This window comes from Mesorhizobium sp. B2-3-6 (genome assembly GCF_006442305.1).
Lineage (GTDB): Bacteria > Pseudomonadota > Alphaproteobacteria > Rhizobiales > Rhizobiaceae > Mesorhizobium.
Genome location: NZ_VFVW01000012.1, coordinates 17,146 through 39,114 on the forward strand (window position 1 = coordinate 17,146; position 21,969 = coordinate 39,114).

21 protein-coding genes are annotated in these 21,969 nt (G+C 64.2%); 8 read left to right on the forward strand and 13 right to left on the reverse strand.

What is annotated here, in order from left to right:
* Positions 1–24: 24 nt before the first annotated feature.
* The gene (locus FJ953_RS27525; RefSeq protein WP_140491100.1) at positions 25–1,005 is read right to left on the reverse strand and encodes a GlxA family transcriptional regulator; all 981 of its coding nucleotides are present in this window, start codon (positions 1,003–1,005) and stop codon (positions 25–27) included.
* A 79-nt stretch (positions 1,006–1,084) separates the two neighbouring features.
* On the opposite strand from FJ953_RS27525, the gene FJ953_RS27530 reads away from it, so the two are divergent.
* The 7 genes from FJ953_RS27530 (at position 1,085) to FJ953_RS27565 (ending at position 8,918) form a co-directional block, all read left to right on the forward strand.
* A complete protein-coding gene (locus tag FJ953_RS27530) occupies positions 1,085–2,002 on the forward strand; it encodes a 3-keto-5-aminohexanoate cleavage protein (RefSeq protein ID WP_140491102.1) in 918 nt (305 codons plus the stop codon).
* A 15-nt stretch (positions 2,003–2,017) separates the two neighbouring features.
* Positions 2,018–2,641: an HD domain-containing protein gene (locus FJ953_RS27535; protein ID WP_140563489.1), complete on the forward strand. Its 624-nt coding sequence runs from the start codon at positions 2,018–2,020 to the stop codon at positions 2,639–2,641.
* A gap of 2 nt (positions 2,642–2,643) precedes the next feature.
* Positions 2,644–3,738 carry a carnitine 3-dehydrogenase gene (locus tag FJ953_RS27540; protein WP_140625488.1) on the forward strand — a complete coding sequence of 365 codons (1,095 nt, stop codon included), beginning with the start codon at positions 2,644–2,646 and terminating at the stop codon, positions 3,736–3,738.
* Between the two features lie 4 nt (positions 3,739–3,742).
* Positions 3,743–4,906, forward strand: coding sequence for an acyl-CoA dehydrogenase (locus FJ953_RS27545; protein ID WP_140625489.1), 1,164 nt, complete (start codon positions 3,743–3,745; stop codon positions 4,904–4,906).
* Between the two features lie 3 nt (positions 4,907–4,909).
* Positions 4,910–6,988: an acetate--CoA ligase family protein gene (locus FJ953_RS27550; RefSeq protein WP_140625490.1), complete on the forward strand. Its 2,079-nt coding sequence runs from the start codon at positions 4,910–4,912 to the stop codon at positions 6,986–6,988.
* Entirely contained in the window at positions 6,981–7,763 is a 783-nt protein-coding gene (locus tag FJ953_RS27555) for a carnitinyl-CoA dehydratase (RefSeq protein WP_140517770.1), read from the forward strand. The genes FJ953_RS27550 and FJ953_RS27555 overlap by 8 nt, the downstream gene beginning before the upstream one ends.
* A 216-nt stretch (positions 7,764–7,979) precedes the next feature.
* The gene (locus tag FJ953_RS27565) at positions 7,980–8,918 is read left to right on the forward strand and encodes an alpha/beta hydrolase (RefSeq protein WP_140491116.1); all 939 of its coding nucleotides are present in this window, start codon (positions 7,980–7,982) and stop codon (positions 8,916–8,918) included.
* Between the two features lie 64 nt (positions 8,919–8,982).
* Here the strand turns inward: FJ953_RS27565 and FJ953_RS27570 are convergent, their stop codons facing one another.
* The 5 genes from FJ953_RS27570 to FJ953_RS27590 form a co-directional block, all read right to left on the reverse strand.
* A complete protein-coding gene (locus tag FJ953_RS27570; RefSeq protein ID WP_140625491.1) occupies positions 8,983–10,641 on the reverse strand; it encodes an FAD-binding dehydrogenase in 1,659 nt (552 codons plus the stop codon).
* A 60-nt stretch (positions 10,642–10,701) separates the two neighbouring features.
* The gene (locus FJ953_RS27575) at positions 10,702–11,688 is read right to left on the reverse strand and encodes a Gfo/Idh/MocA family oxidoreductase (RefSeq protein WP_140625492.1); all 987 of its coding nucleotides are present in this window, start codon (positions 11,686–11,688) and stop codon (positions 10,702–10,704) included.
* A gap of 102 nt (positions 11,689–11,790) precedes the next feature.
* Positions 11,791–12,366 (reverse strand): YceI family protein, encoded by a 576-nt coding sequence (locus tag FJ953_RS27580; RefSeq protein ID WP_140491123.1) that lies wholly within the window; start codon positions 12,364–12,366, stop codon positions 11,791–11,793.
* Positions 12,367–12,434: 68 nt separating this feature from the next.
* The gene (locus tag FJ953_RS27585; RefSeq protein ID WP_140625493.1) at positions 12,435–13,007 is read right to left on the reverse strand and encodes a cytochrome b; all 573 of its coding nucleotides are present in this window, start codon (positions 13,005–13,007) and stop codon (positions 12,435–12,437) included.
* A gap of 59 nt (positions 13,008–13,066) precedes the next feature.
* Complete coding sequence (locus FJ953_RS27590; protein WP_140517767.1) at positions 13,067–13,957, reverse strand: LysR family transcriptional regulator; 891 nt, start codon at positions 13,955–13,957, stop codon at positions 13,067–13,069.
* A gap of 96 nt (positions 13,958–14,053) precedes the next feature.
* Between FJ953_RS27590 and FJ953_RS27595 the strand changes: the two genes are divergently transcribed.
* Positions 14,054–15,049, forward strand: a complete 996-nt coding sequence (locus tag FJ953_RS27595; RefSeq protein WP_140625494.1) for an aldo/keto reductase — start codon at positions 14,054–14,056, stop codon at positions 15,047–15,049.
* A gap of 262 nt (positions 15,050–15,311) precedes the next feature.
* Here the strand turns inward: FJ953_RS27595 and FJ953_RS27605 are convergent, their stop codons facing one another.
* The 7 genes from FJ953_RS27605 to infC all read right to left on the reverse strand — a co-directional run bounded on the left by FJ953_RS27605 (position 15,312) and on the right by infC (position 21,855).
* The gene (locus tag FJ953_RS27605; RefSeq protein WP_140554549.1) at positions 15,312–15,908 is read right to left on the reverse strand and encodes a nucleotidyltransferase family protein; all 597 of its coding nucleotides are present in this window, start codon (positions 15,906–15,908) and stop codon (positions 15,312–15,314) included.
* A gap of 48 nt (positions 15,909–15,956) precedes the next feature.
* Positions 15,957–18,365, reverse strand: a complete 2,409-nt coding sequence (pheT, locus tag FJ953_RS27610; RefSeq protein ID WP_140625495.1) for a phenylalanine--tRNA ligase subunit beta — start codon at positions 18,363–18,365, stop codon at positions 15,957–15,959.
* A 43-nt stretch (positions 18,366–18,408) separates the two neighbouring features.
* The gene (gene pheS, locus FJ953_RS27615; protein ID WP_140491135.1) at positions 18,409–19,506 is read right to left on the reverse strand and encodes a phenylalanine--tRNA ligase subunit alpha; all 1,098 of its coding nucleotides are present in this window, start codon (positions 19,504–19,506) and stop codon (positions 18,409–18,411) included.
* 142 nt (positions 19,507–19,648) lie between these two features.
* On the reverse strand, positions 19,649–20,050 hold the full coding sequence (gene rplT, locus FJ953_RS27620; RefSeq protein ID WP_006201247.1) for a 50S ribosomal protein L20: 402 nt from the start codon (positions 20,048–20,050) through the stop codon (positions 19,649–19,651).
* A gap of 91 nt (positions 20,051–20,141) precedes the next feature.
* Positions 20,142–20,345, reverse strand: a complete 204-nt coding sequence (gene rpmI / locus FJ953_RS27625; RefSeq protein ID WP_006201248.1) for a 50S ribosomal protein L35 — start codon at positions 20,343–20,345, stop codon at positions 20,142–20,144.
* A gap of 206 nt (positions 20,346–20,551) precedes the next feature.
* A complete protein-coding gene (locus tag FJ953_RS27630; protein WP_140563505.1) occupies positions 20,552–21,178 on the reverse strand; it encodes an isoprenylcysteine carboxylmethyltransferase family protein in 627 nt (208 codons plus the stop codon).
* Positions 21,179–21,318: 140 nt separating this feature from the next.
* Positions 21,319–21,855 carry a translation initiation factor IF-3 gene (gene infC, locus FJ953_RS27635; RefSeq protein WP_140491142.1) on the reverse strand — a complete coding sequence of 179 codons (537 nt, stop codon included), beginning with the start codon at positions 21,853–21,855 and terminating at the stop codon, positions 21,319–21,321.
* Between the last annotated feature and the right edge of the window lie 114 nt (positions 21,856–21,969).

A 21,969-nucleotide genomic window follows, 5' to 3' on the forward strand; every position in this document is an offset into this window, starting at 1 on the left:
GGCATGCTTTGGACGACATGTACATCAACCCCGGCGTAGCCTGACCGGGGCTTCACCGAAAGCTCTTGAAAACGCCCTCGAAAATGCCGCGGCGGATGAAAATCCGGTCCGCCCGGCAATGTCGGCCATGGCCACTCTGGTGTCGATCACCAGCCGCCGCGCAGCACCCAGGCGCAGCCTGAGATAGTAGGCGCCGGGCGTCTCGCCGATCGACTTGCGGAAGATGCTCTCCAGTGTCCGTGCCGTCACCCCGGCGCGCTTTGCCACGGCGGCGACCGTCAACGGCTGGTCCACATGCGCTTCCATCAGCCGGATGGCTTGCGCCAGGCGCGGATCATAGCCGTCGAGCCGGCCAAGCGAGACCAGGGGCTGAGCGTCGGTGGCCGCACGGGCCTGATCGTAGATGAAGACGCTGGCCACATCGAGCGCCACGGCCATGCCGAGGCGGGTGCGAACGAGGTGCAGCATCAGGTCGAAGGTGGGCGAGGCGCCACCGGAGGTGAAGACCGGCCCGTCGATGACGTAACGGTCCGGGCGGACGTCGACGCCCGGAAAGGCCGACGAGAAATCTTCCATGTCTTCCCAATGGGTCGTGGCGCTGCGGCCTTCGAGCAAGCCGGCCCGCGCGACCAGCCATGTACCGGCCTCGACGCCGCCGCAGGCGCGCGCCGAACGGGCGGCGCGGCGCAGGCCCGAGAGCAGAGCCGACGTCGCATAATTCTGCGTGCCGAAACCGGCGACGACGACAAGAACGTCGGTCGGTTCGGCCGCGTCGAAGCGGCCGCTGACCGCCACTGGCAGGCCGCAAGTGGTGACCGGCGCCTCGCCGGTTACGGAAACCAGCTTGAAATCGAACAATGTCTCGCCGGAGATGCGGTTGGCGGCGCGCAGCGGGTCGACCGCCGAGGCCACGCACATGATGGACGAGCCGGAAAACACCAGCATCGTCACCTTGAGCGGCAGACGCTCGGCGCGAAAGATCGTCAGTTTTTCGCCTTTAGTCATGGAAGCTTCGTAAAACGCAAAGCAGTTTTCGGCAAGCCGGGCGATGCTTGGCGCCTGTTTCGACTGGGAGGAGAGTTCCATGCCGCTTGCGATGAACCGTGAGGTTTTCATTACCTGTGCCGTGACCGGGTCCGGCGGCACGCAGGACCGCAGCCCGCATGTGCCGCGCTCGCCCAAAGAGATCGCTGATTCGGCCATCGACGCGGCCAAGGCGGGGGCGGCGATCGTGCATTGCCATGTGCGCGACCCCGAAACCGGCAAGCCCAGGCGCGACGTTCATCTCTACCGCGAGGTGACCGAGCGCATCCGCGAGGCAGACGTCGACGTGGTGCTGAACCTTACCGCCGGCATGGGTGGAGACATGGTGTTCGGCTCGCCCGAAGCGCCGCTGCCGCTCAATGAGAAGGGCACCGACATGGGCGGCGCCACCAACCGCATGGAGCATGTACGCCAGTGCCTGCCGGAGATCTGCACGTTGGACTGCGGCACAATGAACTTCGCAGAGGCCGACTATGTCATGACCAACACACCCGGCATGCTGCGCGCCATGGGCGGCATGATGACCGCGCTCGGCGTCAAGCCGGAGATCGAGGCCTTCGACACAGGCCATCTGTGGTTCGCCAAGCAGTTGGTCGAGGAACAGGTTCTGAAGCCGGATGCGCTTGTGCAGCTTTGCATGGGCGTGCCATGGGGGGCGCCTGACGACCTCAACACCTTCATGGCCATGGTCAACAACGTGCCGTCGACCTGGAGCTGGTCGGCCTTTTCGATCGGCCGCAACCAGATGGCCTATGCCGCCGCCGCAGTGCTGGCCGGCGGCAATGTCCGCGTCGGTCTCGAAGACAATCTCTGGCTCGACAAGGGCGTGCTTGCCACCAACGCGCAGCTGGTCGAACGTGCCGCCAGCATCGTCACCAATCTCGGCGCCAGGATTCTGGGGCCGGAGGAAGTGCGCAGGAAGCTCAACCTCACCAAGCGGCCGCCGATCGCGGCATAGAGAGGGGAGCTTCAGATGGCCACCGTCAAATTCACCGCAATGAAGGATGGCGACAGGGAAGACTACGAATTCCTGACCGCGCACGAGATCGACTATGCAGCCAGGATCGGCGAGCGGCTGCTCGACGCGCTGGTGCAGCTCGACGAGGGCCTGTCGGGCTACAAGATCACCCGGCTCGGCCATTCGCTGCAGGCGGCGACGCGCGCCTGGCGTGATGGCGCCGACACCGACTGGATCGCCTGCGCGCTGCTGCACGACATCGGCGACATCTACGCGCCCTACAATCACGACGAATATGCCGCGTCGATCCTGAAACCCTTCGTGCGCGAGCAATGCACCTGGGTGGTGGAAAAGCACGGCGATTTCCAGCGCCTTTATTACGCCCATCATCTCGGCGGCAATCGCCACGCGCGCGACCGCTTCGCCGGCCATGCCTATTTCGACGATTGCGACCAGTTTTGCGAACGCTGGGACCAGTCGAGCTTCGACCCCGACTACGAGACGCTGCCGATCGAGTTCTTCCGGCCCTTCGCGCTCGAAGTCTTTGCCCGCAAGGCCTACGACCCATCGGTGATCCGTACGGGCGAGCGCGTGCCTCTGACGGATCCACAAACAGCCAGCAAAAGAACCGGAGCCTGACAATGAGCATCATCAACAAGGCGGCCGCCATCGGCGGCGGTGTCATCGGCGCCGGCTGGGTGGCGCGGCTGCTCCTCAACGGCATCGACGTGTCGATCTTCGATCCCGATCCCGAGGCCTCGCGCAAGGTCTCAGAAGTGATGAGGGGCGCGCGCCGCGCCTACAAGCAGATGGTTCCGGGCGGCCTGCCGAAAGAAGGCAGACTGACCTTCGCCAAGACCATTGCCGACGCGGTGGCCGACGCCGATTTCATCCAGGAAAGCGTGCCGGAACGGCTCGACCTCAAGCACAAGGTGCTGGCCGAGATCGACACTCACGCGCCGGCCAACGCCATCGTCGGCTCGTCCACATCAGGCATCAAGCCGACCGACATGCAGATTGCGATGAAGAAGCATCCGGAGCGGCTGGTCGTCGGCCACCCGTTCAACCCGGTCTATCTCCTGCCGCTGGTCGAGATCGTCGGCGGCGACCAGACCTTTCCGGAGGCGATCGAGGTTGCCCGGGAAATCTATGCCTCGATCGGCATGAAGCCTGTCGTCATCCGCAAGGAAATCGAGGCCTTCGTCGGCGACCGACTGCTGGAAGCCGCCTGGCGCGAGGCGCTGTGGCTGATCAAGGACGGCATCTGCACCGTCGAGGAACTGGACGACATCATGCGCTATGGCTTTGGCCTGCGCTGGGCGCAGATGGGCATGTTCCAGGTCTATCGCGTCGCCGGCGGCGAAGCCGGCATGCGCCACTTCATGGCGCAGTTCGGCCCCTGCCTGAAATGGCCGTGGACCAAGCTGATGGACGTACCGGAGTTCAACGACCAACTGGTCGACCTGATCGCCACGCAGTCGGACGACCAGGCGCATGGCCTGTCGATCCGCGAACTGGAAAAGATCCGCGACGACAATCTGGTCGCCATCATGGATGCGCTCTCGAAGCAGAACAAGGGCAAGGGCTGGGGAGCCGGCGCCCTGCACAGGGACTATACGAAGCAGTTGGCCAAGCTGGCGGCGAAAAAGCCGGCCGCCTCCAAGGCGGCCGAGAAGGCGAAGGCATCGAAGCCGGTGAAGAAAGCCGAAAAACCGAAGAAAAAGAAGAAAGGCTGAGACCATGGATTTCGGTCTGTCGGAGGAACAGAAGCTCATTGTCGAGACGACGCGCGCCTTCGTCGAGAATGAGCTTTACCCCCATGAGCGCGAGGTCGAGCGCACCGGCGTGCTGCGCCGCGAACTGATCGAGGAGCTAAAGGCCAAGGCGATCGAAGCCGGTCTCTATGCCGCCAACATGCCGGCCGATGTCGGCGGCGCGGGGCTCGATACGGTGACCTGGCTGCTCTACGAGAAGGAACTCGGCCGCGCCAACTACGCGCTGCACTGGACCTGCGTCGCGCGCCCCTCCAACATCCTTTTGGCCGGCACGCCGGAGCAGCGCGAAAAATACCTGTTTCCCTGCATCCGCGGCGAGAAATGGGATTGCCTGGCGATGACCGAACCGGGCGCCGGTTCGGACCTGCGCGGAATGAAGGCGACAGCCGTTCAGGATGGCGGCGACTGGGTCCTGAACGGCACCAAGCACTTCATCAGCCACGCCGATCTTGCCGACTTTGCCATCGTGTTCATGGCTTCGGGCGAAGAGGATTCACCGCGCGGCAAGCGCAAGAAGATCACCGCCTTCTTCGTCGACAAGGGCACCAAGGGGTTCACGGTGCGCGAGGGCTACCGCAACGTCTCGCATCGCGGTTACACCAACGCCATCCTGGAATTCGACGACTGCCGCCTTCCGGCAAGCCAGGTGTTGGGTGAAGTCCACAAGGGTTTCGACGTCGCCAATTCCTGGCTCGGCGCCACCCGCCTGCAGGTCGGCGCCACCTGCCTCGGCCGCGCGGAACGCGCGCTCGGTCACGCGGTCGAGTACGCCGCGCAGCGGCAGCAGTTCGGCCAGCAGATCGGCAAGTTTCAAGGCGTGTCGTTCAAGCTCGCCGACATGGCGACGGAGCTCAAGGCCGCCGACCTGATGGTGTTCGAAGCCGGCTGGAAGTACGATCAGGGCACCGTCACCGACCAGGACATGGCCATGGCCAAGCTGAAGGCCACCGAAATGCTCGCCTTCGTCGCCGATGAGGCGATCCAGATCCATGGCGGCATGGGGCTGATGGACGACCTGCCGCTGGAGCGCATCTGGCGCGATGCGCGCGTCGAGCGTATCTGGGAAGGCACGTCGGAAATCCAGCGCCACATCATTTCGCGAGCGCTGCTGCGCCCGTTCGGGGCCTGATCCATGCATAAACTCGAACGTCTCCTGCGCCCTAAATCGATCGCCGTGTTCGGCGGCGCGCAGGCCGCCGCGGTCGTGGCGCAGTCGATCAAGATGGGCTTTGCCGGCGAGATCTGGCCGGTGCACCCGAGCAAGGACGAGGTCGCCGGCCGCAAGGCCTATCGTTCGGTCGCCGACCTGCCCGGCGCACCGGACGCCGCCTTTGTCGGCGTCAACCGACACTTGACCATTGACGTGATCAAGGCCCTGGCCGAACGCGGCGCTGGCGGCGCGGTCTGCTTTGCCGCTGGTTTTCTCGAAACCGAAGCCTATGACGCGGATGGCGAGCGCCTGCAGGCCGAACTCGTCGCCGCCGCCGGCGAGATGCCGATCATCGGGCCGAACTGTTACGGCCTGATCAACTATGCCGACGGCGCGCTTTTGTGGCCCGACCAGCATGGCGGCATAAGATTGGCCGACGGCGGCAAAGGGGTGGCCATTATTACCCAGTCGTCCAACATCGCCATCAACATGACGATGCAGAAGCGTGGCCTGCCGATCGCCTTCCTGATGACCGCCGGCAACCAGGCGCAGACCGGCCTCTCCGAAATGGCGCTCGGCCTGATCGAGGACGAGCGCGTCACCTCGCTCGGCCTGCACATCGAGGCTTTCGATTCGGTAGCCGGCTTCGAGCGGCTGGCGGCACGGGCGAGGGAATTGAAAAAGCCGATCATCGCCATGAAGGTCGGCCGCTCCGAACAGGCCAGGCAAGCGACCGTCTCGCACACCGCGTCGCTCGCCGGCTCGGACGCAGCGTCCGGGGCCTTCCTGAAACGGCTCGGCATCGCGCGCGTCGATTCCATCCCCGCCTTCATCGAGGCGCTGAAGCTGCTGCATGTCACCGGTCCGCTGCCCGGCTACAGCCTGTCATCGATGAGCTGTTCGGGCGGCGAGGCTTCGGTCATGGCCGACAGCGCCGAAGGCCGCTGGGTCAACTTCCCGGTGCTGACGGAAGAACACCGTGCCCACGTCAAGTCGACGCTCGGGCCGCTGGTCGCGGTCGCCAATCCATTGGACTACCACACCTTCATCTGGAACAACGAGCCGGCGATGACCGCCACCTTCACCGCCATGGTGTCGGGCGGCTTCGACCTCAACATGCTGGTGCTCGACTTCCCGCGCCCGGACCGCTGCTCGGTGACCGACTGGTGGGCGACGCTGCGCGCCTTCGAATCGGCGCTCAAGACCAACAAGGCGCATGGCGCGATCGTCTCGTCGCTGCCCGAGAACCTGCCCGAGGAATACACCGCCGAGCTGATGGCGCGGGGCATGGTGCCGCTGTTCGGCATTTCCGAAGCGATGGATGCCGCCCAGGCGGCCGCCTTCATCGGCTGGGCCTGGCGCGAGCCGCAGGCGCAGCCGGTCGACACCTCCGCTTCCGGCGCTGCCGGCGGCGAGCATGTCACGCCTGACGAGGCGCAAGCCAAGGCGCGGCTGATCAAGGCCGGGCTGCCGGTGCCCAAGGGCGAGCGCGCCGACAGTGCCGTCGAGGCGGTGATCTCGTCCATGGCGCTCGGCTTCCCGGTGGCGCTGAAGGCCCTGGGTGTCACCCACAAATCCGAGGTCGGCGCTGTCAGGCTCAACCTCAGGGACGCCGAATCCGTCAGCACCGCCGCGCACGACCTTTTGCCGCTCGGCACCGGCCTTTATGTCGAGCGCATGGTGCGCGACGGCGTCGCCGAGCTGATCGTCGGCTTCACCCGCGATCCGATGTTCGGCGCTGTCATGACGCTGGGCACCGGCGGCGTGCTGGTCGAATTGCTGCGCGACAGCGTCACCTTGATGCTGCCGGCGACCCGCGACGACATCGAGGCAGCACTTCGCGGTCTCAAACTGTTCCCGCTGCTCGAAGGCTATCGCGGTCGGCCGAAGGCCGACGTCCAAGCTGCCATCGACGCCATCGCGGGCATTGCTGCCTTCGTGCAGACGAATGCCGGCGAGATCGAGGAACTCGACATCAATCCGCTGATCGTCTGCAGCGAGGGCAAGGGCGCCTGGATCGCCGATGCGCTTTTGGTGCTGGGAGAGAACAAGAATGCCTGACGTCGTTTCGACCCGCCGTGAAGGCTCGATCCTCGAGGTCACGCTCGATCGGCCCAAGGCCAACGCCATCGACCTGAAGACCTCTCGGCTGATGGGCGAGACCTTCAAGGCGTTTCGCGACGACCCCGGCTTGCGCGTCGCCATCGTCAAGACCGCCGGCGACAAGTTCTTCTGCGCCGGCTGGGACCTGAAGGCCGCCGCCGGCGGCGACGCCGTCGACGGCGACTATGGCGTCGGCGGCTTTGCCGGGCTGCAGGAACTGCGCGACTTGAACAAGCCTGTCATCGCGTGCGTAAACGGTATGGCGGTGGGGGGCGGCTTCGAGCTGGCGCTGTCCTGCGATCTCATCTACGCCTCCGATCACTCCTCCTTCGCATTGCCCGAGATCCGCGCCGGCACGCTTGCCGACGCCGCGACCATCAAGCTGCCGAAGCGCATTCCCTATCATGTCGCCATGGACCTTTTGCTCACTGGCCGCTGGATGGACGTTGCCGAGGCGCATCGCTGGGGCCTGGTCAACGAGGTGCTGCCGAAGGAGAAGCTGGAGGACCGCGTCTGGGAGATCGCCCGCCTGCTCGCCAGCGGCCCGCCGCTTGTCTTCGCCGCGATCAAGGAAACCGCGCGGGTGGCCGAAGCGCTGACTTTCCAGGACGCGATGAACAGGGTGACGCGCCGGCAGTTGCCGACGGTCGATGCGCTGTACGGTTCCGAGGACAATATGGAAGGGTTCCGGGCTTTTGCGGAGAAGCGGGAACCGGTGTGGAAGGGGAAGTAAAGCAATGCCAGAGATGACGGCGCGAGGCACCCCCCTCTGGCCTGCCGGCCATCTCCCCCGCAAGGGGGGAGATTGGATGTCATTTCCGCTTTCGCCAATCGTCAACGCTGCAATAAGGGCGATGTCGATTGAACTGCCAATCTCCCCCCTTGCGGGGGAGATGTCCGGCAGGACAGAGGGGGGTGCCTGGGCTCGCCGTTCACAGTCGGCGCGGCCATGACCGACTACAGCAAACTCATTGATGCCGAGACCCGGGCCTTCATCGAGCGGACCAATTCCTATTACCCGCCGGATACGATCGACTACACGATTGCCGAGCAGCGCGAGATCTACGCCCGCATGTGCCGGGAGTTCTTTGCCGGCTATCCCGAGGGGGTGACAGCGGAAACCACCGCTATTGCCGCACAGGCGTGCAATATCCCGATCCGCATCTATCGCAGCGCCCCGCAGGCAGTGGCAACGGTGCTCTATTACCACGGCGGCGGGTTCATCCTTGGCGGGCTCGACAGCCATGACGACGTTTGCGCCGAGCTTTGCGGCCGCACCGGCTATGACGTCGTCTCGGTCGACTACCGGCTGGCGCCGGAGCATCTGCATCCGGCTGCGTTTGACGATGCGATGAACGCCTTCGAGTGGGCGGCAGCCACCCGCGATCATCCCGTCCTGCTCTGCGGCGACAGCGCCGGTGGCAATCTCTGCGCCGCAGTCAGCCATGCGACGCGCGGCCATGCGAAGAAACCGATCGGGCAGGTGCTGATCTATCCCGGGCTCGGCGGCGACCGTTCGCGTGGCTCCTATCTGAAGCATGCCGAAGCGCCTATGCTGACCACGCGCGACCTCGAATTCTACAAGCACATCCGTACCGGCGGCGTGGACCAGACCGGCGACATCACGCTTCAGCCGCTGGCCGACGCCGATTTCGCCAACCTGCCGCCGACCGTGCTGATCACCGCCGAGTGCGATCCGCTGTCGTCGGACGGCGAGGCCTATCGCGACCGCATCGTGGCGGGCGGCGGGCGAGCCACTTGGTTCGAGGAAAAAGGGCTTGTGCACGGCTATCTCAGGGCGAGGCACACGGTCGGCCGCGCCCGCGCCAGCTTTACCCGCATCGTCGAGGCGGTGTCGGCGCTCGGCAAAAGCGAGTGGATCTGGTGAGGGCCTCCTCGCATGACAATCGACAGAAGATGATCAACCCAGCGACTGCCAAGCCGTTCGGCGCTCAGCCTACCGAACGAGCCGCCGCCCGGCCGGCGCTGCGGCCGGAGAAGATACAGCCGCCCAGGAACGTGCCTTCGAGCGCCGCATAGCCATGCACGCCGCCGCCGCCGAAACCGGCGGCTTCGCCGACCGCATAGAGGCCCTGAACCGGCTCGCCATTGCTCCCCAGCACGCGGCTTTCGAGATCGGTCCGCAGGCCACCCAGCGTCTTGCGGGTCAGGATGTTGAGGCGAACCGCGATCAGCGGGCCGTTCGCGGGATCGAGCATCTTGTGCGGCCTGGCCGTGCGGATCAGCCGGTCGCCGAGATAGGCCCGCGCTCCGCGCAGCGCGGCGACCTGCATGTCCTTGGAGAAGGGATTGTCGAGTTGCCGGTCGCGGGCGCGGATCTCGCGCTCGACATGGGCGACGTCGAGCAGCGGTTCGCCGCCGGCCAGCTTGTTCATGCGCGCCACCAGATCGGGCAGTTCGGCCTCGATGATGAAATCCTCGCCCTTCTCCATGAACGCCTTGACCGGGCCCGGAATGCCCGACGTGGCGCGGCCGAGCACCTGGCGCCAGCTCTTGCCGGTCAGGTCCGGGTTCTGCTCGGAGCCCGAGAGCGCGAACTCCTTCTGGATGATTTTTTTGGTCAGGATGAACCAGGAATAGTCGAAGCCGGTGCTCATGATGTGGCTGAGCGTGCCGAGCGTGTCGAAACCGGGGTAAAGCGGCACCGGCAGGCGCTTGCCCCTGGCGTCGAGCCACAGCGACGACGGACCGGGCAGGATGCGGATGGCATGATCGGTCCAGATCGGCGCCCAGTTCCTGATGCCCTCGACATAGTGCCACATGCGGTCGCGATTGATGACGCTGCCGCCGGCCTGTTCCGTGATCGCCAGCATGCGGCCGTCGACATGGTCGGGCACGCCGGTGATCATGGACTTCGGCGCCGCGCCCAGACGCTTCGGCCAGTTTTCCCGGACCAGCTGGTGGTTGCCGCCGATGCCGCCGGAGGCGACGATCACGGCCTGCGCATGAACCTCGAAATCACCTGATATCTCACGCGAACTCTTGTGGCCGCGCTCGACGGTGCTTGGTTGCAGGATGTCGCCGCGCACCCCGTCGATCCTCGTGCCGGTGCGGATCAATTCGTTGACGCGGTGGCGGAACTTGAAGCGGATCAATCCGCGCTTCTCGGCCTCGCGCACGCGCAGCACGAAGGGCTCGAGCACGCCGGGACCGGTGCCCCAGGTGATGTGAAAGCGCGGCACGGAATTGCCATGGCCAATGGCATTGCCGCCGCCGCGCTCGGCCCATCCGACCACGGGAAAGAATTTCATCCCGCGCTCCAGCAGCCAGGAGCGCTTCTCGCCGGCGGCGAAGCCGACATAGGCCTCGGCCCATTTGCGCGGCCAGTGATCCTCCGGCCGGTCGAAAGCGGCGGTGCCCAGCCAGTCCTCGAGCGCCAGCTCGTGCGAATCGCGGATGCGCATGCGCCGCTGCTCGGGCGAATCGACGAGGAACAGACCGCCGAACGACCAGAAGGCCTGGCCGCCCAGCGACTGCTCCGGTTCCTGGTCGACGATGACGATCTTCTTGCCGGCCTCGGCCAGTTCGGCGGCGGCGACCAGCCCGGCAAGGCCGGCGCCGACGATGATGACATCCGCGTCGTCAGCCAATTTCCCCTCCCGTTAGCTGGCTACCGTATGAATCTCGAACCGGAATTATGTCAATGATGGTCAGACCGCCTCCCAGCCGTCCTTGCCGCCGGCGCGGAAGATGGCGTCGATGACCTTCTGGTTGAGCACGGATTCCTCCAGCGTAAAAACGCGCTCCTTGCCGCCCTGGGCCGCCCGCGCGAAGGTCTCGACCTCGAGCCGGTACTGCTGCGTACCGGGAAAGCGGAACACCTGCGCCTCCGTGTGGTTCTGATTGTGCAACTCGACGCGGTGGTGATCGTAGAGCCCGGCATTGAACGGCGAAAACACCTCGATGAACCCGTTCTCGCCATGGAACACCATCACCTGGCGCGCGGCCATCTGGGTCGAGAGATAGAAGGACAGTTCGAAGTCGCCGAAATCGGCGCGGATCGAGGAATAGATGTCGGTGCCGAATTTTTTGCCGCGCTCGATCGTCGCCTGCACGCGCAGCGGCTCCTTGCCGGTGGAAAAGCGCGTCGACACGGTCGGGTAGACGCCGATGTCGGGCAGCGCGCCGCCGCCAAGGTCGAGCTGGTTGCGCATGTTGTTGGGATCGACATTGTAATAGGAGAACGCGCCCTGCACATGGCGCAGCCGGCCGATGACGCCGCTGGCGATCAGGTCGCGCACCTTGATCCATTGCGGATGGTAGACGACCATGAAGGCTTCGCAGACCAACACCTTGCTGGCATCGCGCAGCTTGATCAGCGGCGGAATGTCCTTGGCGTCGAGCGCCAACGGCTTTTCGACCAGCACATGTTTTCCCGCCTGAATGGCCTTGGCCGTCCATTCGACATGCTGCGATGTCGGCAGCGGGATATAGACGCCGTCGACCTCGTTCGAGGCGAGCAACTCCTCATAGGAACCGAAAGCATGCGGCGCGCCGAAGCGATCGGCCAACCCACGGGCCTTCGACTGATCGCGGCTGGCGATTGCGGACAGCACGCCATTTTCCGCCTCCACGATCGCAGGTAAAAGCTGCTCGCGACCGATCTTGGCCGTCGATAACACACCCCATCGGAACATCAGGCTTCTCCTCTCGATTACAGGCGAGGAGGTTTGCCTGAAATCGGGGCAAAAGCCAATGCGGGGGCCAAGTTCCTCGCCCCACGAGCGGGGAGCGATGGCTCAACCCCTCTTCCCCGTCAGCCTCATGTCGAAACCGACGACGTTGGAATAGATCGGCGTGCCGACATCCATTCCGTAGCGCGACCGCAGCACCTTGCCGGTGACGTGGAACCCGATCGTGCCGGACTTCAGGCCATCGAGCTCGGCGGTGAACTTTTCCGCAAACGTCTTGCCGCGCGCCGTCAGCCGGCCGGTGACAAGCGCCGTCGTATCGCCGGTGCGGGTCACGCTGGTCGAGCGGAACTGGATTTCGGGGCTGTTGGCCGCATCGAACACGGCGTCTGAACGCAGGAAAGCGTCGATGCGGCCCTGGCCGGTGCCGACGCTTTCGGGAAAAATGGTGAGGTTGACCTTCGAGCGGCTGACGTCGTCATTGTCGATGCGGATCGTGCCCTTGAAGTGAGCAAACGCACCATCGAAACCGCCGCCGCCGGCCTTGCCGATGGTGAAGCGGATCGAGGAGTCAGCCTGGCTGATCGTGTAACTGCCGGCGGCATCATCGAGGACAACTGCTGCCCAGACAGGCACGGCAAGGCAAGCGGCAAGGGCCGCCGATCCGAGGAGTCGCGCATACATGAGATTATTTCCTTCTTCGGAGGCAACGCTCTTCGCGTCCTCGCTTACAAACGAGGCCGAACCCCGTTCTATTCCCCGCCTGAGGAAGGCGTGACGATGCGTGTAAGCACATTGTCCCTCAGTCGGAAATGATGGCGCAGTGCCGCCGTGACATGCAGCGCCACAAGTGCTGCGCCGGCATAGGCAAGGTACCAGTGCGCTGCCGCCCAAAAACTCTCGGCGGCATGGGATTCCGCAAGCGGCAGGTTGGGCATCACGAACAGGTTGAACGGCATGCTTGGAATTTCCAGCGTCGAGACCGAAACCAGCGCCCAGCCGGACAGAGGCAAAGCGATCTGGAAGGCATAGAGCGCCAGGTGAGCGAGCGGCGCCGCCCGGCGCTCCAGGGATCCGACCGAGGATGGCAAGGCCGGCGCGGCATTGCCGAGCCGCCAGGCGATGCGCAGGATGATCAGGCCGAGCAGCAGGAAGCCCAGCGATTTGTGCAGCTGGATGAGCTCGAAAGCCGTGCGCTGGCTGCTGATGCGGACCATCGCGAAACCGAGCGCGAACTGGCCGATGAAGGCAAGGCCGATCAGCCAATGAAGCAGGATTGCCGCCCAACCGTAGCGGGTCGGGGTATTTATGATCGAAGCTCGCATGGAAGGTGAACGAATGTCGCGTCGGCTTTCTTCCACCCTCCCACAAGGGAGAGGGCAGCCTATCCGCTCACCCTGAAGAAATCGATGAAGGCCCTGAGCGCAGGCCGCATCTGGCGGCGACTCGGATAGTAGACGAAGAAACCCTCGAAGGACGGACACCAATCCTCCAGCACGCGGATCAGCCGGCCATCGCGGAGCGGCTCGCGGACATAATCCTCGAAGACGAAGGCAAGCCCGGCCCCGTCGACCGCCGCCTGGGCGATCAGATGGTCTTCGTCGAGAATCAATGGTCCTTGCGCGGCAATCTCGATCTCCTCGCCATCCCTGGCGAATTCCCAGCGGTAGAGGATGCCGCTGGAGAAGCGGAAGCGGATGCAGCGATGGTCGGACAGGTCACGCGGGTGGCGAGGCCTCGGCATGGTGTCGAAATAGGAGGGCGAGCCGACCACGGCGCCGCGGATATCGGGCCCGATGCGCAGCGCGATCATGTCGCGCTGCAGGCTTTCGCCAAGCCGCACGCCGGCGTCGAAACCGCCTTCCACGACGTCGGTGAAGCGGTCCTCGATGACGATCTCCAGCACGATATCGGGGTAAGCCGCGGCAAAGGCGCCGAGCCGCGGGGTCAGCACCAGATGGGCTGCCGTGCGCGGCACGCTGAGCCGCAGATTGCCGGCCGGCCGGTCGCGCGCCTCGACCGCCGTCTCCAGTGCCAGGTCGATCTCCGACAGCGCCGGCCGCAATCGTTCCAGCAACCGCGCGCCCTCTTCGGTCGGGGCAACGCTGCGGGTGCTGCGTGCCAACAGCCGCACGCCAAGCCGCGCCTCAAGGCTGGACACGGCATGGCTGACCGCCGACGGCGCGATCGCCAGTTCCCTGGCCGCGCCGCGAAAGCTGCCGCATTGGGCAACAGTTGCCAGCACCGCAAGCTGTGAAAGATGTGCCCGGTTCATTGATCTATTTTCTAGAACGCCCCGTGCACAGATGAGCCGATTATCGAACATAAGGCAAGGCGCTATTTCCTGGGCATCGCAACAAGGAGACGCGTGATGAAAACCCGCAAACTCGGTACTGAACTGGAAGTTTTCCCGGTCGGCCTCGGCTGCATGGGCATGAGCTTTGGCTATGGGGGCCAGCCGGAAGCCGAGGCGATCGCCACCTTGCGCCGCGCCGTCGAGATCGGCGTCAATTTCTTCGACACGGCAGAGGTCTACGGGCCCTACGAGAACGAGATCCTGCTCGGCAAGGCGCTGAAGCCGGTGCGCGATCAGGTGACGATCGCAACCAAGTTCGGCTTCAAGATCCTGGAGGAAGGCACCGGCACCGACCGCATGGCGGGCGTCGACAGCCGCCCCGAACACGTCAAGGCCGTCGCAGAGGCGTCACTGAAGCGGCTGGGCACCGACGTGATCGATCTCTATTACCAGCACCGCGTCGACCCGAACGTGCCGATCGAGGACACGGTCGGCGCCATGGCCGAGCTGGTGCGCGAGGGCAAAGTGCGCGCGCTCGGCCTTTCGGAAGCAAGTGTCGCCACCATCCGCCGGGCACATGCCGTACATCCGATCGCGGCGGTCCAGAGCGAATATTCACTGTGGAGCCGTGACCCGGAAGACGAGGTGTTCGCCGTCTGCCGCGAACTCGGCATCGGTTTCGTTCCCTATAGCCCGCTCGGCCGTGGCCTCTTGACCGGCACGATCGCCAAGCCCGAGACGCTTGATGACGACGACTGGCGCCGCACCTTGCCGCGCTTTCAGGCTGACGCCATGGAAGCCAATGCCAAGGTCGTGGCCACGCTGGAGAAACTGGCGACCGAAAAGGGAGTGACCTCGGCACAGCTGGCGCTCGCCTGGGTACTGCACCAGGACGATTTCATTGTCCCCATCCCGGGCGCCCGAAAGATCCGCCATCTCGAGCAGAACACGGCGGCGGCTGATATCGAGCTGAGTGCCGCAGAGGTACAGACCATCGGCGATGCACTGTCGCCTGATAAGGTCATGGGCAAGCGCTACACAGAGGAGCTGCTGGCGCTGGTGAATGGGTGATTGGCAATCCCAAGAGAACCGAAAAGGGGTGCTCCTGCCCCCCTTTTCGATGCCGCGCGGCATAAAAGATTGCCAGACGCCCGCGTGAAACACCCCCCTCTGTCCTACCGGACATCTCCCCCGCAAGGGGGGAGATTGGCAGCTTCGCTGTCTCGTCTACCTTATGCCGTCTGTAATTCGCGAAAGCGGATCAGAGCCGATCTCCCCCCTTGCGGGGGAGATGGCCGGCAGGCCAGAGGGGGGTGTCTCGCACCCGCATTTCCTACCATGGCACGACCGTAACCTCCGGCCAGTTCTCCCGCGCCCGCTGGCCCTTCGCCTCATGCGTCCGCTGATTGTCCATCGCCCGGTTCGGCGTGACGCGGAATGAGAAGACGTCGTCGAGACCGAACGGCGCCAGCAGTTCCAGTTGACAATCCGCGTCGTATCGCACCCCGACCGCATGTGTCTTCGACGCAAAAAACCGGACCGACTCGCTCGAACTCGTGTAGCGCGGACAGGGCCGCCCGAACTTCTGCGGGTACCACAAATGCACCCGCGCTTGGTTGCGCACCTCGACGGGCAGCCCCTGGAAATGCTTCGCCGCCCGGCGGATGACGGCGTCCTCGGCCTCGTAGGACAGGTCGCTATCGTCGAAATAGAACAGGTCGACATCCTTGATGCCATAACCCGACGGCTTCCCCGTCAGATGGTTCCAGACCGAGTTATAGAGCACGCCGGAGACCACCAGCCAGTCCGGAAGATCGAGCGTGCGGGCACATACCAGCGCCTGGCGCACGAGCGCATCCGACAGCAGGATGTCGAGAAACGCAGCGCGTTGTGCTTCGAACGGGAGCCCGGAATAGTGCAAATGGTCCATCGCTCTTTGGAGGGCGATTCGCCGTGCTCCCGCAATCCCGGAAAGAGGCTATGCCCTGAGCACGCCTCCAGTCTGCTTGCCGACATTCTCGACGATGCGCCTGGCCAACGCCTCGAAATCCTCGTCGGTCAGCGTCTTCTCGACCGGCTGGATCGACACTTCGATGGCGATGGACTTCTTGCCCTCGCCGAGCGCCGCACCTTCGAAAACATCAAAGACCGAGACGCCGGTGACCAGCTTCTTGTCCGCGGCGAGCGCCGCGCGTACCAGCGTGCCGGCCTCGACCGCCTTGTCGACGACGAAGGCGAAGTCGCGCTTCACCGTCTGGAAGGCGGAGAGATCCAGCCTGGGCTTGGTTTTCGTCGGCTTTGCCTTGGGCTCGGGCACGGCATCGACATACACTTCGAAGCCGCAGAGCGGGCCGGAGACGTCGAGCCCTTCCAGCGTTTTTGGATGAAATTCACCGAACGTGCCGAGCACCGTCTTCGGTCCGAGCTTGATCGTTCCGGAACGACCAGGATGGTACCAGGACGGGCCGCCGGCCTCGATCTGCAGCCGCTCGACCGGCGCGCCGCAGGCTTCGAGTGCGGCGATGGCATCAGCCTTGGCGTCGAACACGCCGACCGGACCGGAATTGCCAGCCCAGTTGCGGCCGGAACCGTCGAGCTTGGCGGTGCCGCGCCGCACGCCGGCGGCAACGCGCCGTTGCTGGTCGGCGCCGTCGCCCTCATAGGTGCCGGAGACCTCGAACAACGCCACGTCGCCAATGCCCTTGTCGGCATTGCGCTGGGCGGCTGCGATCAGGCCGGGCAGCAGTGAGGGCCGCATGTCGGACATGTCGGCGGCGATCGGGTTGGCGAGCTTGAGCGAAGCCTGCCCGCCGCCGAACAGTTCGGCGTGCCTGGCGGGGATGAACGACCAGGTGACTGCCTCCATCATGCCGCGCACGGCCAGCGCCCGCTTGGCCGCGCGGGTGCGGATCTGCAGCGTCGTCAGGATCTTGCCGTTGACCGCGTCATGCGCGCCGAGCGGCTGCGAAGCGATGTTGTCGACGCCGTGGATGCGCATCACCTCCTCGACCAGGTCGGCCTTGCCGTCGACATCGGGACGCCAGGACGGCACGGCGATTTCGACGACATCGCCCGAACCCTCAGGCTTGAAGCCGAGGCGCGTGAGAATATCGAGGCTTTCCGCCTTCGGCACTTCTATGCCGGTCAGCCGCTTCACTTCCGACAGCGGGAAGGAGACGATCTTGGGCTGATGGCCGGCATAGCCGGCCACCTCGATTTCCGTCGGCGTGCCGCCGCAGAAATCAAGCACCAGCCGGGTCGCAAGCTCAACGCCCGGCACCATGAATTCGGGGTCGACCCCGCGCTCGAAACGATAGCGGGCATCGGTGATGATGCCGAGCGCGCGCCCGGTGCGGGCCGTGGTGATCGGGTCCCAGAGTGCGGATTCGATCAGCACGTCGGTCGTGTTCTCGTCGCAGCCGGAACGCTCGCCGCCCATGATGCCGGCGATCGATTCCACGCCATTGTCATCGGCGATGACGCACATCTCCGGCGTCAACGTGTATTCGCGGCCGTCGAGCGCCAGTACCTTTTCGCCATCCCTGGCGCGACGCACGACAAGATTGCCGGCGACCTTGCCGGCATCGAAGACATGCAGCGGCCTGCCACGATCGAAGGTGACGTAGTTGGTGATATCGACCAGCGCGCTGATGGGCCTCAGCCCAATGGCGATCAGCCGCTGCTGGAGCCATTTCGGGGACGGGCCGTTCCTGACGCCGCTGACCAGATTGAGCGCGAAGCCGGGGCAGAGTTCCGGCGCTTCGATCGTCACCTTGACGGGGCACATTCCATTGCCGACATGCGGCATGATCGCGCCGCCGACGAGGCGGCCGAGACCGCTCGCCGCGAGATCCCGGGCGATGCCGTAAACGCTGGTGGCATCAGGCCGGTTTGGCGTCAGATTGATCTCGATGACCGGATCGTCGAGATGCGCGTAAGCGGCGAAGCTGGTGCCGACCGGCGCATCTTCGGGCAGGTCGATGATGCCGTTGTGCTCGTCGGAAAGTTCCAGCTCGCGCTCGGAACACATCATGCCGTGGCTTTCGACGCCCCTGATCTTGCCAACCGTCAGCGTCACATCGATGCCGGGCACATAAGTGCCGGGCGCGGCGAAGGCGCCGATCATGCCCGCCCGCGCATTGGGTGCGCCACAGACGACCTGCACCGGCGGCTTGCCGTCGCCGGTGTCGACGGTCAGCACCCGCAGCCGGTCGGCGTCGGGATGCTGCACCGCCGTCAGCACCCTGGCGATGACGAAGGGCTTCAGACTCGCCTTGTCGTCGACATGCTCGACCTCGAGGCCGATCGAGGTCAGCCGCTCGACGATCTCGCCGAGCGAGGCGTCGGTCTCGAGATGGTCCTTGAGCCAGGAGAGGGTGAATTTCATGATGCTGTTCCGTAATGTATCGCAGCAGGAATCGTCTTGACCGTCACGCGCTCAGGCCCCCGAACAAAGTCGGCATGTCGAGCGGCCGGAAGCCGTAATGCGACAGCCAGCGCACATCGGCATCGAAGAAGGCGCGCAGATCCGGCATGCCGTATTTCAGCATGGCGATGCGGTCGATGCCCATGCCCCAGGCAAAGCCCTGATATTCATCGGGATCGAGCCCGCCAGCGCGCAGAACGTTGGGGTGCACCATGCCGCAGCCAAGGATCTCCATCCAGTCGGAGCCTTCGCCGAAGCGCACCTCGCCTGGCCGCGAGCGGTCGCACTGGATATCGACCTCGAGGCTTGGCTCGGTGAACGGGAAGAAGGACGGCCGGAAGCGCATCTTGACCGACGGCACCTCGAAAAAGGCCTTGCAGAACTCTTCCAGCACCCACTTCATGTTGGCGACGTTGGCCGATTTGTCGATCACCAGCCCTTCGACCTGATGGAACATCGGCGAGTGGGTGGCGTCGGAATCCTGCCGGTAGGTCTTGCCCGGAATGACGATGCGGATCGGCGGCTTCTGCTTCTCCATGGTGCGGATCTGCACCGGCGAGGTGTGGGTGCGCAGAAGCTTGCGCTCGCCCTTCTCGTCCGGCTGGAAGAAGAAGGTGTCATGCATCTCGCGCGCCGGATGGCCTTCCGGGAAATTCAGCGCGGTGAAATTGTAATAGTCGGTCTCGATGTCGGGCCCTTCGGCGATGGCGAAGCCGAGATCGCCGAAGATCGCCGCGATCTCGTCGATGACCTGGCTGATCGGATGAATGCGGCCGCGCTCGGCCGGCGACTGCCGCACCGGCAGCGTCACGTCGACCTTCTCCGCGGCGAGGCGGGCAGTGATGGCAACATCCCTGAGTTCCGCCTTGCGCGCGGTGAGCGCATCGGTGACGCGGTTCTTGAGGCCGTTGATGGCGGGGCCTTTGACCTGGCGCTCCTCAGCGCTCATCGAGCCGAGCGTCTTCAGCATTTCCGAGATCGACCCCTTCTTGCCAAGGGCTGCCACGCGCACGGCTTCTATCGCGGCCTCGTCAGCAGCCGACGCTATGTCGGCGAGCAGCGAAGCTTCCAGGCTTTCAAGATTTCCAGCGGTGGCGTTCACGGCGAAACTCTCTCGATCGGGCAACCCACCATCACCGGGCGTGTCACCAATTTGGTTACATCAGGCATAAGAAAAACCCGCGCCAGCCGTGCCAGCGCGGGTTCCCCAAATCAGAATTTCGAATGCTTGGGAAGCGCTGGTCTTAGGCGACAGCGCTTTCAAAAGCATTCGGGGTGGTGTTCTTGAGGTACTCAAGAGCAACCTTGGCCTTGGCCACGAGCGCGGCGAAAGCCTGCGGCTCGTGGATGGCCATATCCGACAGGATCTTGCGATCGATCTCGATGCCAGCCTTGTTGAGGCCGTCGATGAAACGGCCATAGGTCAGGCCGTGCTCGTGCGTCGCGGCGTTGATGCGCTGGATCCACAGCGCGCGGAACGAGCGCTTGCGGTTCTTGCGGTCGCGATAGGCGTATTGCAGCGACTTTTCCACCGCCTGCTTGGCGATGCGGATGGTGTTCTTGCGGCGGCCGTAGAAGCCTTTCGCGGCTTTCAGGACCTTCTTGTGCTTGGCGTGCGAGGTGACGCCTCTTTTTACGCGTGCCATGTCATGATCTCCTTAAAAGCAATTCCAGGAAAAGTGCCTTGCGGTCTTCCGTTCGGAATTGCGTAAAACAAATTCGTGTCCGGCCGAATGCTCAGAGGCCGTTCGGCAGAAAATTCTTGATGACCTTCTTGCCATCCGGTTCAGCCAGAACCATCGTGCCGCGGGCATTTCGAATGAACTTGTTGGAACGCTTGATCATGCCGTGACGCTTGCCGGCCGCAGCCGACAGGACTTTACCCGTACCGGTGATCTTGAACCGCTTCTTGGCGGCCGATTTGGTCTTCATCTTGGGCATTTTGCTACTCCGTATTGTGGCGCACCATCGCGCTTCTTGTTCGCTTCGGGCCGACCAAAGCCCGAAAAGCAAATGAAACCGCCACGGCATGCCCTGCCGGGCGGTTTTCTTGGAACGGCGGTCCTATACGTCAAAGCAGGCGACTGTGCAACACCCACCGCGCCGCGCGTTTCCCCGAACGCCGGGATGCGGCGCCCGGTCCTTCTTCAAGGGAGCGTAAACAACACCGGCAGCATACCCGACTGCTGGGCGCCGTCGATCAGTTCGAAGGCCGGCAGCGCGATGAGGAACACCAGGCCGTCGAGAAGCGTTGTCAACAGCAGGCGCGGCTTGAAGCTGCCGGTGTCGCCTTCCTGGTAAAGGGAAAGCTTCGGAAAGAAGCGCGGCACTCTTGCCAGATAGGCCTGATAGGGCTCGCCGAGCGCTTCCTTAAGGAATTTCTCCTCGCGCAGGATGACGATATGGAAGGCGCCCGCACACAGGACAGCGAACAGAATGATGCCGGAGAACGAGCCGATCTGCGCGCCGACGCCGGCCGCGGCCACAGTCGAGAACACATAGAGCGGGTTGCGGGTGATCGAATAAGGCCCGCCCGTCACAACTTCGGAAGATTTGCGCCCACCTATGTAGAGCGTCGACCAAAGGCGGCCGCAGATACCTAGGAAAATCAGCAGCACGCCGAACATCTCGATCGTTTCATGCATCGCCGTATCAGGCGGAAAGCTCGATTGCCCGAACAGCAGGGCTGCGAACAGCACCACCACGAGCACGGCAAGCACCAGCCTGCGCGTGCGCTGGTAGCCACCCAGCCCGTATTTGAGTTTTTTGTCCAAGGGAGGAATCCGATCGTCGAGAGCTTAGCCGGCGACCGCAGCTATGGCCGAGAAATGGGCGTCCCGCCGATCGCCGGGACGCCCTGTAGCACAATTCAGGCGGAATTGGAGCGCGTCGGTCGCGCTAACCTTATCGTGATCTAGCGCGGCGCCAGCACCATCATCATCTGGCGGCCTTCGAGCTTCGGCTCCGCTTCCACCTTGGCGATGGTAGCCACTTCCTCACGCACCTTGTTCAGAAGCTGCATGCCGAGCTCCATATGCGCCATCTCGCGGCCACGGAAGCGCAATGTCAGCTTGACCTTGTCGCCTTCCTCGAAGAAGCGGCGCACCGCCTTCATCTTGGTCTCGTAGTCGTGGCTGTCGATGTTCGGGCGCATCTTGATCTCCTTGATCTCGATGACCTTCTGGTTCTTGCGCGCCTCGGCCGCCTTCTTCTGGTTGGCGTATTTCAACTTGCCGAGATCGAGGATTTTTACGACGGGCGGCTGCGCGTTGGGCGATATCTCGACGAGATCGAGCCCTGCCTCTTCGGCGAGCAGCAATGCGTCGTTGATGGAAACATCGCCACGGTTCTGGCCTTCGGCGTCGATAAGCTGGACCCGGGGAACCCGGATGTCACGATTGGAGCGCGGCCCATCCTTGGTCGGCGCCGCTGCTTTGAAAGGTCTGCGAATGGTCGTGGTCTCCTTGGCCGTTTCGTTCTGGATTTGCAGGTGTTGATATGTGGACGCGCCAATGTGGTGAGCGCGCGGGCGGAGTCAATAGCACAGCATTGACAGAAAATCACC